Annotated in this window: 9 protein-coding genes; 2 read left to right on the top strand and 7 right to left on the bottom strand. The window is 66.2% G+C overall.

Going from position 1 to position 14,828, the window contains the following annotated elements; all coding sequences use genetic code 11:
- Nucleotides 1-44: 44 nt before the first annotated feature.
- Nucleotides 45-1,082 carry a helix-turn-helix transcriptional regulator gene (locus tag AAW51_RS00045; RefSeq protein WP_083437953.1) on the bottom strand — a complete coding sequence of 346 codons (1,038 nt, stop codon included), beginning with the start codon at nt 1,080-1,082 and terminating at the stop codon, nt 45-47.
- 124 nt (nt 1,083-1,206) lie between these two features.
- On the opposite strand from AAW51_RS00045, the gene AAW51_RS00040 reads away from it, so the two are divergent.
- On the top strand, nt 1,207-1,917 hold the full coding sequence (locus tag AAW51_RS00040; RefSeq protein WP_047192985.1) for a glutathione S-transferase family protein: 711 nt from the start codon (nt 1,207-1,209) through the stop codon (nt 1,915-1,917).
- Nucleotides 1,918-1,967: 50 nt separating this feature from the next.
- Here the strand turns inward: AAW51_RS00040 and AAW51_RS00035 are convergent, their stop codons facing one another.
- The 3 genes from AAW51_RS00035 to AAW51_RS00025 form a co-directional block, all read right to left on the bottom strand.
- The gene (locus tag AAW51_RS00035; protein ID WP_053013204.1) at nt 1,968-4,364 is read right to left on the bottom strand and encodes a penicillin acylase family protein; all 2,397 of its coding nucleotides are present in this window, start codon (nt 4,362-4,364) and stop codon (nt 1,968-1,970) included.
- A 114-nt stretch (nt 4,365-4,478) separates the two neighbouring features.
- Complete coding sequence (locus tag AAW51_RS00030) at nt 4,479-5,927, bottom strand: MFS transporter (RefSeq protein ID WP_047192984.1); 1,449 nt, start codon at nt 5,925-5,927, stop codon at nt 4,479-4,481.
- A 209-nt stretch (nt 5,928-6,136) separates the two neighbouring features.
- Nucleotides 6,137-6,733 carry a TetR/AcrR family transcriptional regulator gene (locus AAW51_RS00025; RefSeq protein WP_047192983.1) on the bottom strand — a complete coding sequence of 199 codons (597 nt, stop codon included), beginning with the start codon at nt 6,731-6,733 and terminating at the stop codon, nt 6,137-6,139.
- A gap of 222 nt (nt 6,734-6,955) precedes the next feature.
- Here AAW51_RS00025 and AAW51_RS00020 point away from each other — a divergent pair, with 222 nt between their 5' ends.
- A complete protein-coding gene (locus AAW51_RS00020) occupies nt 6,956-8,818 on the top strand; it encodes an N-6 DNA methylase (RefSeq protein ID WP_047192982.1) in 1,863 nt (620 codons plus the stop codon).
- Nucleotides 8,819-9,273: 455 nt separating this feature from the next.
- On the opposite strand, the gene gyrB is transcribed toward AAW51_RS00020, so the two are convergent.
- The 3 genes from gyrB to dnaA form a co-directional block, all read right to left on the bottom strand.
- Complete coding sequence (gene gyrB, locus AAW51_RS00015; RefSeq protein WP_047192981.1) at nt 9,274-11,817, bottom strand: DNA topoisomerase (ATP-hydrolyzing) subunit B; 2,544 nt, start codon at nt 11,815-11,817, stop codon at nt 9,274-9,276.
- Nucleotides 11,818-12,002: 185 nt separating this feature from the next.
- Nucleotides 12,003-13,109 (bottom strand): DNA polymerase III subunit beta, encoded by a 1,107-nt coding sequence (dnaN, locus tag AAW51_RS00010; RefSeq protein ID WP_047192980.1) that lies wholly within the window; start codon nt 13,107-13,109, stop codon nt 12,003-12,005.
- Between the two features lie 255 nt (nt 13,110-13,364).
- Nucleotides 13,365-14,828 carry a chromosomal replication initiator protein DnaA gene (dnaA, locus tag AAW51_RS00005; protein WP_047192979.1) on the bottom strand — a complete coding sequence of 488 codons (1,464 nt, stop codon included), beginning with the start codon at nt 14,826-14,828 and terminating at the stop codon, nt 13,365-13,367.

Below are 14,828 nucleotides of genomic sequence, written 5' to 3'. Positions count from 1 at the left end.
GTGCACACACGGGCGCCCTCGGCGCCTTGCGCGTCGCGGGTGCTTCAGCGGGGCACGGTCGAGCCGGTGCGGCGGCGGGCCGTCGCAAGCGGCGAGGGCCTCGGCGGCTTGGATGAGGCCGAAGGCGGGTGCGCAGGGCCCAACTGCCGCAGCAGCCGCTCGGCATGTTCGCGCAACGCGTCGCGCAGGCCGGGGGGGTCTTGCACCTCGAACGGGCAACGCAATCGGGCCAGTTGGCGGGCAAACCAGGTCAGGCTGTCGGTGTGGCCGTGCAGCATCACACCGTCGGGCTGCGGCACCAGCAGGCCGAGGTGAGCACCCAGGCCGTCGCAGGCATCTCCCAGGTCGGTGTGCAGCAGCACCCGGACCGGCATGGCCCGCGGCAGGGTGGCGATGCTGTGGGTCAGGTGGGCGGCTGCATCGAACGGGGCCGGGGGCTCGAAAGCTTCGGTCAACGCCTGCAGCTGCAGCACGCGGTCGAGCCGGAATGAGCGCAGCTCTTGGCGCAGGTGGCACCAGCCGCTCATGTACCACTGGCCCTGGCGGAACACCAGGCCATAGGGGTCGACGCGGCGTGCGCTGACCTCACCTTGCGCGGTGCGGTAGTCGATCAGGACCCGGCGGTGTGACGCGATGGTGTCGGCCAAGGTGTCGAGCAACGCAGGGTCGGCGGGCAGGCGGGCGGGGGGAATATCGACCGTGGCGCCTTCGCTCAAGCCGCGCAAGCGGGTCTTGAGCGGGGCCGGCATGGCACGCTCGAGCTTGGCTTGCACGCTCTCGAGGGCCGGCGCAACGCGGTCGAGGCCGAGACGGCGGGCGGCGGCCAGCCCCAGTGAGAGGGCCAGCGTCTCTTCGGGTGTGAACATCAGCGGCGGCATCTTGAACCCCGGCGCCAGCCCGTAGCCGCCGTAGCGGCCGCGCTCGGCGCTGACCGGAACGCCGAGGTCTTCCAGCATCGACACATAACGCCGCAAGGTGCGCCCGTCCACACCCAGGCGCCGGGCCAACTCGTTGCCCGACATGCGCCGGTGCGTTTGCAGCAGCTCCAGGAGCGCCAACACGCGGGTGGCAGGCTTGGACATCGAGCGTTACAGATGTGGTGGGTTCAATAGGGCGGAATCTACCCTATGAGCTGCTTATGGTGCTGCTCGCCGCGCGGGCCTGCTGATGCCGTTGCGCGGTTGTCTAACGCAAGGAGCACATCGCATGGACCCGGTTCTTTTTTATGGCGTGCCGCAAGGCTGTTCGTTCGGCTCGATCGTGGCGCTGGAGTGGCTGCAGCAGCCCTATCGTTTGTGCCGCATCGAGATGCTCGAACACCCTTGGCCGCCGCTGTATCGCCACATCAACCCGATGCTGCAGACACCGGCGCTGCTGCTGCCCGACGGCGAAGCACTAAGCCAGAGCATGGGCATCCTGCTGCACCTCGCGGCCCAAGGCCTGGACCGGGGCCTCGGCTTCGCACAAGGCACGCGCGAGTTCGACCGGCTCAACCAGATGCTGGCGTTTCTCCACACCGATGTCTTCTCGGCCTTCGGCCCGCTGTGGGCGGCTTATGACTTGCAGGACCTGACGCCGGAGCAGCTCCGGCTACTGCAAGACATAGGACAGGGCAAGGTGCGCAAGTGCTTCGAGGTCTTGAACGGGCGCATCGGTGCAGGCCCGTGGCTGCTCGGTGCGCAGCGCACGGTGGCCGACGCGTATGCCTGCGGCGTCGTCCGCTGGGCGGACTTCCATCGGTTTTTCGACTTGGCGGTCGAGTACCCGCACATCGCGCAGTGGGCGCAACGCCTGGCCGACGACCCGGCGGTGCAATTCGCGCACGAGGTCGAGCGTCAGGGGCCTGCTGCGGCGCACAGCGCGGCTTGTCTGGGCCATGTGCAACTCGACGAGCTGCCGGTTTTCCCGCGCGGCTGAGGGCGGCAGCGCGGAGGGGGAGCTGCGCGGCCGCGCCGGTCGCAGGCCCACTACTCTTCGATGCGCAGTCGGCGGTAACCCGGGTCAGCGCGGATCTCGGCTTCCGTGAACGGCAATCGCAGCCACGCCTTGCGGCTGAAGCGTCGCGTCTGGTCGGCGAAGTGCGGTGACGCGGGGTCGGTCGACTGCGAGTAGCTGAGCAAGGCCTCGGCATGCGGCCCGTCAGCGTCGAAGGCCACCGCCTGGACATAACTGGTGCCGTCGTACACCTCCCGCTGTCCCGGGCCCGAGGGTGTGCTGTAGACCGAGTTGTACACGCCCAGGCCTTCGTCGCCCCCGTGGATGGGGATGCGCTCGCGGCCGCGCGTGACACCCTGCACTTCACCCCAGCGCATACCGGGTTGCCAGCCGCTCGCATGGACCGATTGCACCGCGGCCCGCAGCGCCGCCACCAGGCCGGCCTCGACGAGGGGCGTGCGCAGGTCCAGCCCCCGCGGCGTGTAGACCGGGTCGCGCGGGTCGAAGGGCACGCGCCAGACCTCGGGGTGCTCGTCGAGATAGGGCAGCAGGGCTTCCAGGTAGCCGTAGCCGATGCCCGCGTCGAGGTTGGCGGTGCGGTCCCAGGCACACAGCGCGGGGCAGGGACTGTCGGCATCGTCGTGCAAGGGGTGGCCGGGGCGGCACAAGGCGAGCAGATCGTCGAGCACCAGATCGGCGAGGTGGACCCGGTTGCCCATCACGAAGTCTTGCAGCTGCTGCAGCGAGACGCGTCGGCCAGGCAGGCCATCGCGTCCGGAGAGCCGGTCTTCGATCTGCCGCAATCCCATCCGGGTGCGGCGGCCGAGCGGGACGTCCTGCAGGCTCACCACCGGCGAGTAGCCGGTGAGCGGTGCGGCGGGCTGGGTCATCCAGGCGCTGTTGTTGGCGTTGTGCACATAGTCGTCGCGCTCGAGCACTGGCAGCTGCGGGCCGGGCACCGTGCCGGGATGGACGGCGCCGGGCACGTCGTCCCAGTGGCAGTCGCTGCGGTTGCCGCTCAAGACCCACAAGCCGTAGACGGCCATGTCGGCATGGCTGGCCAACTGGCAGCGGCTCACCTTGGCAGCCGAGAGCTGGGGCACTGGCGACACGTCGAGGAACAGTGTGCGGCCGTGGCGGTCTGCCGCGAGCGTGTTGTTCCACGGGTTGCCCACCAGCGATTGGTGCGCGGCCTTGACCTCCGCCAGCGAGGCGGCGCGGTTCAATGCATGCCATTGGGCCACCATCCAATGGTTGTGGGCGTTGGTGTCGCGCAAGGCGTAGGCGGTGGTGGGAGTCCATTCGAACAGGTCGGGGCTGACAACCACCGGGCCGAATTCGGTGCTGTAGAAGACGCGCGATTGCGGCCTCAATCGGCCATCGGGGCCGAGCACGTCGAGCGTGAGGCGGCGTCGTGCCATCGGCTTGCTGATGCCGTCGACCACATAGCGGGTCGGGTCGGCGGGGTCGAGCTCGAGTTGGTAGAAGGTTGCATGGGCGGCTTTGCTGGCGGTATGGCTCCAGGCGAACTCGTGCGTGAAGCCAAGGCCGACCACCGCCATGCCGGGCAGCGACGCACCCATCACGTCGAGCTTGCCCGGCAGAGTGAGGTGCAGTTGGTACAGGCGTTCAACGCCTGTCCAGGGAAAGTGGGGGTTGCCGAGCAACAGGCCGCGGCCGTTGGCGGAGGTGTCGCGGCCGAAGGCGATCGAATTGCTGGCGGGGGCGCGGCGTTGTGTCAGGCGCATCAAGGCGCGTTCGCGGCGATTCACCGTCGCTGGCGGGCCGGCCACAGGCAGGCTGGATTGCGGGGCGGGCGGTTGCGCGGCTGAGAGGGCCACGGCCCAACCGGACAGGCCCATCAGCGTCGTGTAGTAGCGCATCAGCCGGGCCAGATCGGCGGGCTCGATGGGACGCAGCCAGGCCGCATCGCGGCACGCGTCGGGCAGCTTCAGCCGGGGGGTGTCGCGCAGGTAGCGGTTGTAGCCGGCGACCCAGCCGGCGTGCAGGGCTTGCACTTCCGGGGTCTGTGCCCGCTGGTACGCCTGCACGCTCGCATCGTCGCCGATCAAGCGATGGGCGTAGTCGCTGGCGAGGTGGGCGCCCTCCGGTGCGGCAGCGTCGGGTTCGCCGGGCCCGTAATGGCGCGATCGCTCACCACGCAGGCTCATGAACTTCTCGGCCACCACGCACAGGTTGTCCTGTGCATAGGCATGGCCCACCCCATAGCCCAAGCCGGCCTCATCGCGGGCGAGGATATGGGGAATGCCGAAGGCGGTGCGCCGGATCTCGGCGGCAAAGGTCGGGCCGGGAGTGGGGCGGGGCTCGGGCCGGGGTGCTGGCGGCGGGTCGCCGCCGCCGCAGGCCGCCAGGACCCCGAGGAGGACGGCGATGGCCGGTGAGCCGATCAGGCGGGAAAGAGGTTGCATGGCGGAACCTCCTTGGCTTTTCGAGGAACGGCGATGCTAGGGATGCATTGGCATGCCTGGTCCCCGCGAACGAGGGATTCCCGCGTGATCTATCAGGGTTGGCGCGGCGGAAGCTCAGACCTCCTGCGGCGCCCTGGGTGGCGACGGTAGTGTCGCCACTTGCGGTCGGGTGTCCACGGGCAAGCACAACAAGGCGGTGGTGAGTGCTAGCAGGACATGAGCGGCGTACAGCGGCTCGAAGTCAGCCAGCGACGGCGCCCCGTGGCCGACCAGCACGACGGTGAGCGCGACGCCCAGCACCGAGCCCATTTGGCGTACCGCCTGGTTGACCGCACTGCCGACACCGAAGCGGGCCGGAGGCAGGCGTGCCACGGCGGCGCCACTGAGCGACGGCAGCACCAGACCCACGGCGGTGCCGGTCATCAAGAGGCCGGGCAGCCAGGTGTAGAGGTAGTCAGGCGTGGCGCCGGCTCTCAGGTAGAACCAAGTGCCGCCGGCGGCATAGAGCAGGCTGCCGCCGACCAGCAGGGGCCGGTGCCCGTGGCGTGCCGCCAGCCGCCCGCCCAGCATCGCGACCGGCACCACCAGCAAGGGGCCCGGCGTCACGGCCAGCCCGGCGAGCGGCAGGCTGTAGTGCCAGACGTGCGTCATGAAAAAGAAGAAACCGAAGAACATCAACGCGAAGGCCATGCCGAAGGTGAAGGTGGCCAGGTTGACGTAGCGGTAGGTGCGGTGCTGGAACAGCGACAGATCGACCGCCGGATGCGGCCGGCCTCGCGCCCAGGCGATGAACAGCGCCAGGGCCACGGCACCACAGGCGAGCGGCAACAGCACCGAGGTGTGGCTCCAGCCGTGCGACTCCGACTGCACCACGCCATAGGCCGGCGCCCCGACGGCAACGATCAGCATCACGATGCCGGGCAGGTCGGCCGGCGCACCTCGATCGGGGTCGCGCGATTCCGCTAAGCGGCCGCTGCGCCACAAGGCCCAGCCGCCTGGCAGCAGGTTGAGGTAGAAGGCCCAGGACCAGCCGAGCGTGTCGACGACGAAGGACCCGAGGCTCGGGCCAAGGGCCGCGGCAAGGCCGCCGACCGCGCCCCACAGGCTGACTGCCACCGCGCGCCGTTGCGGCCCGAACGCGGCGAGCACCAGGGCCAGCGAGGCCGGCGTGAGCAGCGCGGCGCCCATCGCCTGCAACACCCGCGCTGCCACCAGCAGGGGCACGGAGCCAGCGGCACCGCAAGCCAGTGACGCGACCAGAAACAGCGCCAGGCCGAGCCGGAACATCCGCCGTCGACCGTGGCGGTCTGCTAGCCGCCCGGCCGGCACCAGCAGGGCTGCGTAGACCACCGTGTAGGCATTGATGACCCAGGAGAGGTCGGACGCGTCGGTGCCGTGGAAGGCACGACGCAGGGCACTGAAGGCGGCAAACAGCACCGTGCTGTCGACCGAGACGAGCAAGACGGCCACCGCCGCGATGCCGAAGACCGGCCAGGGGCTTGCGTCGGGCGGGGAGCGTGTGGCGGCGACGGTGCCGGTGGCGGCAGCGATGGGTTGGTTCATGCGAGGACCCCTGTGTGAGCCGTGAGGTGAATGGGTGGGGAAGGGCGGCGTATGACCACCGCGAGCGGGGCGGCTGGCCTGGCGGCGGGTGCGCTGGCCGGCGCCCGTGGCCGGCGTCGGGCCGGTGATGCCGTCGATTCGCCGAGCGTCTGTATGACGAGCATCATATTGGTATGCGAAACAGAACAGGGCGAGGCCATCGGGTGAACCTAACCGAGGTGCTGCAGCAGGTGTTCGCGGGTGGCGTGGCGCACAGCGTCCGCCAACCGAGGGTCGTCGACGGCACGGGCCACGAGCAGCGCACCGAGCATGGCGCTGAGCGTGGCCAGCGCCGCGTCGTGCGCGCCGGGCTGTCCCCAATCGGGCCGCAGGCGTTCGATCAGGTCGACCAGCTCCTTGATGCGGCGTGTTGCGGCGGCGCGCACCTCGGGCGATTGGCGAGGCATTTCCGAACCGAGTGCCGCCACCGGGCATCCCCGCTCGGGTTGCTGCAGATGGGCGTCGGACAGATAGGCGTCGAGCAAAGCCTGCAGGCCTTCGCCGGCCGGAGCCCGCGCGGCAGCCTGGGTCAGGCTGGCGACACCCTCGGCGCCGGCCTGGTCGGACGCTTCGGCCAGGAGCGCGTCGCGGGAAGGGAAGTGCGCGTAGAAGCCGCCGTGCGTGAGGCCGGCCGCCTTCATGATGTCCGCCACGCCGGTGCCGTGGTAGCCGCTGGCCCGGATGATGCGGGCGGCCGTGCGCACGATGCGCTCGTGGGTGAGCTCCTTGCGGGACGGGCGGTCTTCGGACTTCATGATGGGCATCATATGACGAGAAATACCAGAGTGTCCATCAGGGTTGGTCGGACTGGCCGCGCTTGAGTGCTGCATCGCGCCCCTGCCAGCCGTGACCGTCGTTCGTTGCGCTCGCGTGCGGTCCTGCCGTTAATGCGGCCAACGAGTGCATCGCCACCTTTCAGCGCCCGTCCTCGGTCGAATTGACGTTTGTTTCGAAGTAGTCAATACTTCTTATGCCACTTGAGCTAGGCCATGCAAGACAACCGTCCCTTGAACGTCATCAGGCTCCTGCGCGCCAACGCACTGTCCGACTTGGACGCGTTCGTCGTCGGCATGGCGCTTTTTGGGTGGGCAAAGCTCTCGGTGAGCGGCAGGCTTTCAGAGGCCTGCGCGATGCAGCGGATCGTAGACGGAGGCCTGTCTGTTCTTCAGGACACGCTGCTCAGCGCCACGAAAGAGCAACACGACGGTCTTCTCAGCGACCTTGCCAAGCTGCAAGGAATGGACGGCACAGTGGTGCTGACACTCGTCGCTTTAGCGTACGAGTTGGCTGTCGCCGGGGAACTCGACAAGCTGTCGGTGGGCGATCTGCTTCGAAGTGATCGCGGCGCGCCGTTGGCAATCCCAAGCCGGTTGGTATCACTCATGGTCCAGCTCGGCCGGCTCGCACCGAACGACTCTGTCTACACACCGTGGGACTTTTACGCGCAACTGGCGATCGCCGCCCACGCGGTCGGGGCAGTCGCTTCTATTGAGACACCGATTCACTCGAGCATCCCGCGGCTCTTTCAGCTGCTGGCCGGGGCCTCCTCGCCGGTTCACTACGCTGATCCCATCCTTGCACCCTCCCAGATCGCGAACGGCTCACTGATCAAGTTCGATGTCGCTCTCAGCTTCCCGCCGGTGGGACTTCGCTATGAGAGGGAGGTGTCCTACGATGGCCGTTGGAACCGATTCGCGGAGAGCACGACTTCCGGCTCCATCCTCGCAATTCGTCATTTGCTGGCTCAGGCGAAAAGACGAGTCGTGGTGCTCGTGCCTAACAGTTTGCTGTCGAATACAGGCGCTGAAGCGGCTCTTCGCTACGACCTCCTCAAGCGAGGGATGGTCGAGGCGGTTATCGCGTTTCCCAAGGGCCTGCTCGAATCCACGGCTGTCGCAACCGCGCTATTGATCCTCGATCCCAACGGCGGGCACCACCGAGTTCGATTCTTGGAGGTTGACGGATCAAGGTTCTGCACTCCTACCTCCAAAACCCGGTGGCAGCTTTGCGATCCTGGGGATCTGGCGGAGCTTGCGACGTCTGCGCAGGAACCCTCAGACCCGTGCGTTGCAACAGTCCCCCAAGCCGACGTCATCGACAACGACGCCACGCTGCAAGTCAATCGCTACGTGACGGCCCGCAAGGCAGCAAACCTGTTGGGTCCACGACCCTCACCCGGGCGGCCCGTGACATTGGGCCAGCTCGTCCGCACTGTCCGGCCGCTGCCGGCGACCACCCGCAAAGATGTTCCGGCTTCTGCGCAACCCACGACTCTGTATGAGATTGGAGCGGCCGACCTTCCTGAACACGGATATATCTCCGGAGCAGAACGCAGGATCTCCATTGACGGCGGCACCCTCGCGTCGGCTGCTCCGTTGTTTTTGCAGCCGCTCGACATCGTTTTGATTGTGAAGGGCAGCGTCGGCAAAGTGGGAATCGTGCCTACCAAGGTGCCTAACCCCGGCCCGGGCGGCTGGATCGCCGGCCAGTCGGGGATTGTTCTTCGCGTCAGCGATCCGCGCTCTGTCGACCCAAGGGCGCTCTTTCTGCTGCTCCGCTCGCCCATGGGGCAGCTTCAGTTGCGTGGCATCGTCGCAGGAAGCACGACACCGCTGATCCAGCTACGTGAACTGCTGGCACTGCCAGTTCAGCTCCCGTCAAGCGAAGAGCAAGCGGCAGCAGCCGAGGCTTTGGAAACAGAGGGTCGTATTCAAGAACAGATTGACCAGCTTCGCGCGCTGCAAGCCAAAGCGGCGGCTCATCTCTGGTCACTCGAGCATGCGTATGGCGAAGGTGATGCAGATGATGAAGCTCCCGCAAGATCCGGATCAGTTCAAGTACTTTCGTCGTGACCCGCCCGAGATCAAGCTCGAAGCTTGGAGACGCATGCAGCGAAGACTGACAGTGCGTGATGTGGCTTTCAGCATTGCACTCATCACGGTCTCGATCGCATCGATCGTCACTTCGCTTCTTCGATGAAAGCCCGGGGACGGGGAACCGAGCATCTTCCGATGTGCCAGCATCGCTGCTGTTTTCGTCACCGAGGCGGTGGATGAAAACGGGGTTGGCGCTGTGCTCCAGCGCTGCACCCGGTTGGAGATGTGCTGGACCAGAAGGCTGTTCAGCCCGCGTCGACCTAGGCGTCGAGCATGCTGGTCTGGCTTGTTTCACGGTTCGAAGCGACCGGTGGGTTCGTAGCGCTGGTCGCTCAGCCTGATTTACGGCCATTAGAAAAAATCAGAGCCCGATCAGTCGCTCAGCTGATCGGGCCCCGTTTCTCAGGCTTTGCGGTTATCTACAACACGCGTCACACGTCAATATTCGCCGCCCTCAACGCATTACTCTCAATAAACACCCGCCGCGGCTCCACCTCATCCCCCATCAGCATCGTGAACACCCGATCGGCCTCGATCGCGTCTTCAATCTGCACGCGCAGCAAGCGCCGCACGGTCGGGTCCATCGTGGTCTCCCACAGCTGCCCAGGGTTCATCTCCCCCAGCCCCTTGTAGCGCTGGCGCCCGACGCTGCCTTCTGCCTGCGTCATCAACCACTGCATCGCTTCGCGGAAGTCCTTGACCTTCTGTTCCTTCTGCTTCTCGCCTTCGCCCTTTCTGATCACGGCGTCGGTGCCCAGCAGCCCCTTGAAGGTCTTGCCCGCGGTGCTCAGCACTTCATAGTCGGCGCCATGCACGAAGTCGGCATTGATGATGCTGCTCTTCACGTTGCCGTGGTGCTTGCGGCTGATGCGCAGGATGTGCTTGTCCATGCGCGAGTCGAACTCGGCCGCCACCTCAGCGCCATGCAACGCACCCTTGAGCGCGATCGCCGACGCTTCGGCCTGCTCCAGCGTGTCGAGGTTGATCTCGGTGCCGCTCGCCAGCACGCGTAGCGCCTCGGCGTCCATCCAGTTGCCCAGCCGGTCGATCACGTTCTCGGCCAGCACGTACTGGCGGGCCAGCTGCTCAAAGGCCTCGCCCTTGAGCACCGTGTCGCCGGTGCCGGTGTGCAGGGCAGCGTCGTTCAACGCCACCTTCAGCATGAACGCGTCCAGCTCGTGCGCGTCCTTCAGATACTGCTCTTGCTTGCCCTGCTTGACCTTGTAGAGCGGCGGCTGCGCGATGTAGATGTGGCCGCGCTCGACCAGCTCGGGCATCTGGCGGTAGAAGAAGGTCAGCAGCAGCGTGCGGATGTGCGCACCGTCGACGTCCGCATCGGTCATGATGATGATGCGGTGGTAGCGCAGCTTGTCGGGGTTGAAGTCGTCGCTGCCATTGCCCGCGCCGGTCTTGCCGATGCCGGTGCCCAACGCGGTGATCAGCGTCAGGATTTCATTGCTGCTCAGCAGCTTCTCGTAGCGCGCCTTCTCCACGTTCAGGATCTTGCCGCGCAGCGGCAGGATCGCCTGGAACTTGCGGTCGCGGCCCTGCTTGGCGGAGCCGCCGGCGGAGTCGCCCTCGACGATGTAGATCTCGCACAGCGCCGGGTCTTTCTCCTGGCAGTCGGCCAGCTTGCCGGGCAGGCCCAGGCCGTCGAGCACGCCCTTGCGGCGGGTCATCTCGCGGGCCTTGCGGGCGGCTTCACGCGCGCGTGCCGCTTCGATGATCTTGCCACAGATGATCTTGGCGTCGGTCGGGTTTTCGAGCAGCCAGTCGGTCAGCAAGCGGCTCACGATGTCTTCGACCGGTGCACGCACCTCGCTCGACACCAGTTTGTCCTTGGTCTGGCTGCTGAACTTGGGCTCGGGCACCTTGACGCTCACCACACAGGCCAGGCCTTCGCGCATGTCGTCGCCGCTGACCTCGACCTTGGCCTTCTTGGCCAGCTCGTTGTCTTCGATGTATTTGTTGATGACCCGCGTCATCGCCGCACGCAAACCGGTCAAGTGGGTGCCGCCATCGCGCTGAGGGATGTTGTTGGTGAAGCACAGCACGTTCTCGCTGTAGCCGTCATTCCATTGCATCGCCACTTCGACACCGACGTTGGTGTTGTGCTCGCTCATCTTCTCGCCCATGGCGTGGAAGACGTTGGGGTGCAACACCTTCTTGCCCTGGTTGATGAAGTCGACGAAACCCTTGACGCCACCGGCGAAGGCGAAGTTGTCTTCCTTCGCATTGCGCTCGTCGACCAGCCGGATCTTGACGCCGTTGTTCAAGAAGCTCAGCTCGCGCAGGCGCTTGGCCAGCACGTCGTAATGGAAGTCGATGTTGGTGAAGATGGTCTCGTCGGGCAGGAAGTGCACCTCGGTGCCGCGCTTTTCGGTTTCGCCGACGATCTTCATCGGGCTGACCTCAAAGCCGTTGCGCTGCTCGAGCACGCGGTCTTGCGGAATGCCCTTGCGGAATTCGAGCAGGTGCACCTTGCCTTCGCGGCGCACCGTCAGCCGCAGCCACTTGCTCAACGCGTTGACGCAGCTGACGCCCACACCGTGCAAGCCGCCCGACACCTTGTAGCTGTTCTGGTTGAACTTGCCGCCGGCGTGCAGCTCGGTCAACGCGATCTCGGCGGCACTGCGCTTGGGCTCGTGCTTGTCGTCCATCTTGACGCCGGTGGGGATGCCGCGGCCGTTGTCGATGACGCTGATCGAGTTGTCGGTGTGGATGGTCACGACGATGTCGTCGCAGTGGCCGGCCAGCGCTTCGTCGATCGAGTTGTCGACCACTTCGAACACCAGGTGGTGCAAACCGGTGCCGTCGGACGTGTCGCCGATGTACATGCCGGGGCGTTTGCGCACCGCCTCCAAGCCTTCGAGGATCTGGATGCTGGCCTCGCCGTAACCGGTGTCGGGCGCGGCGGGTGCCGGCGCGGCATTGGCAGGTTGTGCGTTGGGGTCCTTGGCTTGGTCGTCGCTCATGAAGGGTCTCGATTCTCTCGGTCGGGGCAGGGCGGGGTTAGCGCCGTTGCCCTATGGAAACGCTGAAGCGGGAAGGGGGCGGGGAGCCCTCGTGCCGCTCACGCGCGCGCCCATCGGGGTGCGCGTCGTTCGGCGGGCCCCAGCACCCGGCGCGACGCCGGGCGGTGGGCCGCGGGTCGTCGTCGTCAGATGCGCATGGGCATCACCACGTACTTGAAGCCGGTCTGCTCGGGGATGGTCAGCAGGGCAGAGCTGTTGGCATCGTGCAGGTCGATCTGCACCATGTCCTGGCTCATGTTGGCCAGCGCGTCGACCAGGTAGGTGACGTTGAAGCCGATCTCGATGGTGTCGCCGCCATAGTCGATCTCGAGCTCTTCCTTGGCCTCTTCCTGCTCGGCATTGCTCGAGGCGATGCGCAAGGTGCCCGGCTCGATGTTCAGGCGCACGCCCTTGAACTTTTCGCTGGTCAGGATGGCGGCGCGCTGCAGGCTGGCTAACAGCGGCGCACGGCCGAGCGTCACGCTGTTCTTGTGGTTCTTGGGGATCACGCGGTTGTAGTCGGGGAACTTGCCCTCGACCAGCTTGGTGACGAACTCCATGCCGCTGAAGCTGAACTTGGCCTGGTTGCCGGCAAAGCGCATCTCGATCGGCGTGTCTTCGTCTTTCAGCAGGCGCTGCAGCTCGAGCACGGTCTTGCGCGGCAGGATCACGTCCTGGCGCGGCATCTCGACCTCGAGCGTGGCGCTGGCGAGCGCCAGGCGGTGGCCGTCGGTGGCCACCAGCGTCAGCTGCTTGCCTTCGGCGACGAACAGGATGCCGTTGAGGTAGTAGCGGATGTCGTGCACCGCCATCGCGAAGTGCACCTGGCCGATCAGGCTTTTGAGCGTCTTCTGGGGCACGCCGAAGGCGGGGCCGAAGTCGGCTGCCTCTTGCACCAGCGGGAAGTCTTCGGCCGGCAGCGTCTGCAGCGTGAAACGGCTCTTGCCGCCCTGCAGCGTCAGCTTGTTCTGGTTGGCGCTGAGCGACATGGTCTGGTCGGCGGGCAGCGACTTCAGGATGTCGATCAGCTTGCGCGCACCCACCGAGGTGTTGAAGTCGCCCGCATCGCCGTCGAACTCGGCGGTGGTACGCACCTGGATCTCGAGGTCGCTGGTGGTGAACTCCACCTGGCTGCCAGTCTTGCGGATCAGCACGTTGGCCAGGATGGGCAGGGTGTGACGCCGCTCCACGATGCCGGAGACCGCTTGCAGGGCGCCGAGCACTTTTTCCTGGGGTGCTTTCAACACAATCATATGAACCTCTTGGGGTGGTAGCCGTAGTAGGTCGGCCGAGTTTTTGTGGAAAACGCTATTTTGTCTTGTCCGGTCAAGGCTTTAGCAGGCTGACAAGCTTGTGCAGCGAACCCTCGATTGCGCGAGTGGCAAAACACAACAACTTCGGCCGGCGCCGCCGCGCTGTGGACAACCCGGGTGTTGTTCGAAACTTGTCCCCAGGCTTGTCATCGGGCGGCAGCAGGGCCGGGGTGCTGCAGAGGCACGCGGCACCGCTCAACCCTTCAGCGTCTGTTCCAGCACGTGCAGCTGCTGGTTGAGTTCGGTGTTCTTGGTGCGCTCGCCGCCGATCTTGCGCACCGCGTGCAGCACGGTCGTGTGGTCGCGTCCGCCGAACAGCTCGCCGATCTCAGGCAGGCTCTTCTGGGTCAGCTCCTTGGCCAGGTACATCGCGATCTGGCGCGGCCGGGCGATGCTGGCGGGGCGCTTTTTCGAGTACATGTCGGCGACCTTGATCTTGTAGAAATCGGCCACCGTCTTCTGGATGTTCTCGACCGAGATCTGCCGGTTCTGGATCGACAGCAAGTCCTTGAGCGCGTCGCGCGCCAGCTGGATGTTGATTTCCTTGTGTGAAAACCGCGAGTAAGCCAGGATCTTGCGCAGCGCGCCTTCCAGCTCGCGCACGTTCGCCCGCACGTTCTTGGCGACGAAAAACGCCACGTCCTCGGGCATTTGTGTCGCCTCGGCTTCGGCTTTCTTGATCAGAATCGCGACCCGCATCTCCAGCTCCGGCGGCTCGATGGCCACCGTCAGCCCCGAGTCGAAGCGCGAGGTGAGGCGCTCGTCGATGTCGGCCAGCCCCTTGGGATAGGTGTCGCTGGTCATGATGATGTGGGCCCGCTTGGCCAGCAACGCCTCGAAGGCGTTGAAGAACTCTTCCTGCGTGCGCTCCTTGCCGGCGAAAAACTGCACGTCGTCGATCAGCAGCAGGTCGAGTTGGTGGTATTTGGCCTTCAGCTCGTCGAAGGTCTTGCGCTGGTAGTTCTTGACGACGTCGGTGATGAACTGCTCGGCGTGCAGGTACAGGATGCGCGCATTCGGGTTGTCGGCCAGCAGTGCATTGCCCACCGCGTTCATCAAATGGGTCTTGCCCAGGCCGACACCGCCATAGATGAACAACGGGTTGTACATCTGCCCGGGGGCCCCCGCGACGTGCAGTGCGGCGGTGCGCGCCATCTGGTTGGCGCGCCCGGGCACCAGGGTGTCGAAGGTCAGGCTCGGGTTCAAACGGCTGCGCGACCAGGCCGACGTGCCGGCCGGCTGCGCAGCGGCAGCTGCCACGGGTGGCGGTGGCGCCGTGGCGGGGGCGGGAGGGTGATGGATCGCGATGCCGTTGTGGTGGCCGTGTGCATGCGATGCGGCCGTGGCATGGACATACACCGCGGCGTCGGCCGTGCCGCCGGCCGGGCGTGACGGCGCACCGTCACGGGGGGCCAGCGACAGTTCGAGCTTGACCGGCTGGCCGGCAAGGTCGGCCAGCAGCATCTCGATGCGGGGCGCGTACTGGTTGCGGATCCAGTCGAGTTTGAAGCGGTTCGGCACCCGCACGGACACCACCTGGCCGGCCTCGGCATGCGAGACGACGCCGGCGGGCAGCGGTCGGATCCAGGTGTTGAATTGCTGTTCTGGCATCTCTGCCGCGAGACGTTCGCAGCAGCGTTGCCAAAGATCGGAGCTCAT

It is taken from the genome of Caldimonas brevitalea (assembly GCF_001017435.1).
Lineage (GTDB): Bacteria > Pseudomonadota > Gammaproteobacteria > Burkholderiales > Burkholderiaceae_C > Caldimonas > Caldimonas brevitalea.
This window is presented reverse-complemented; position numbering and strand designations above follow the sequence as displayed.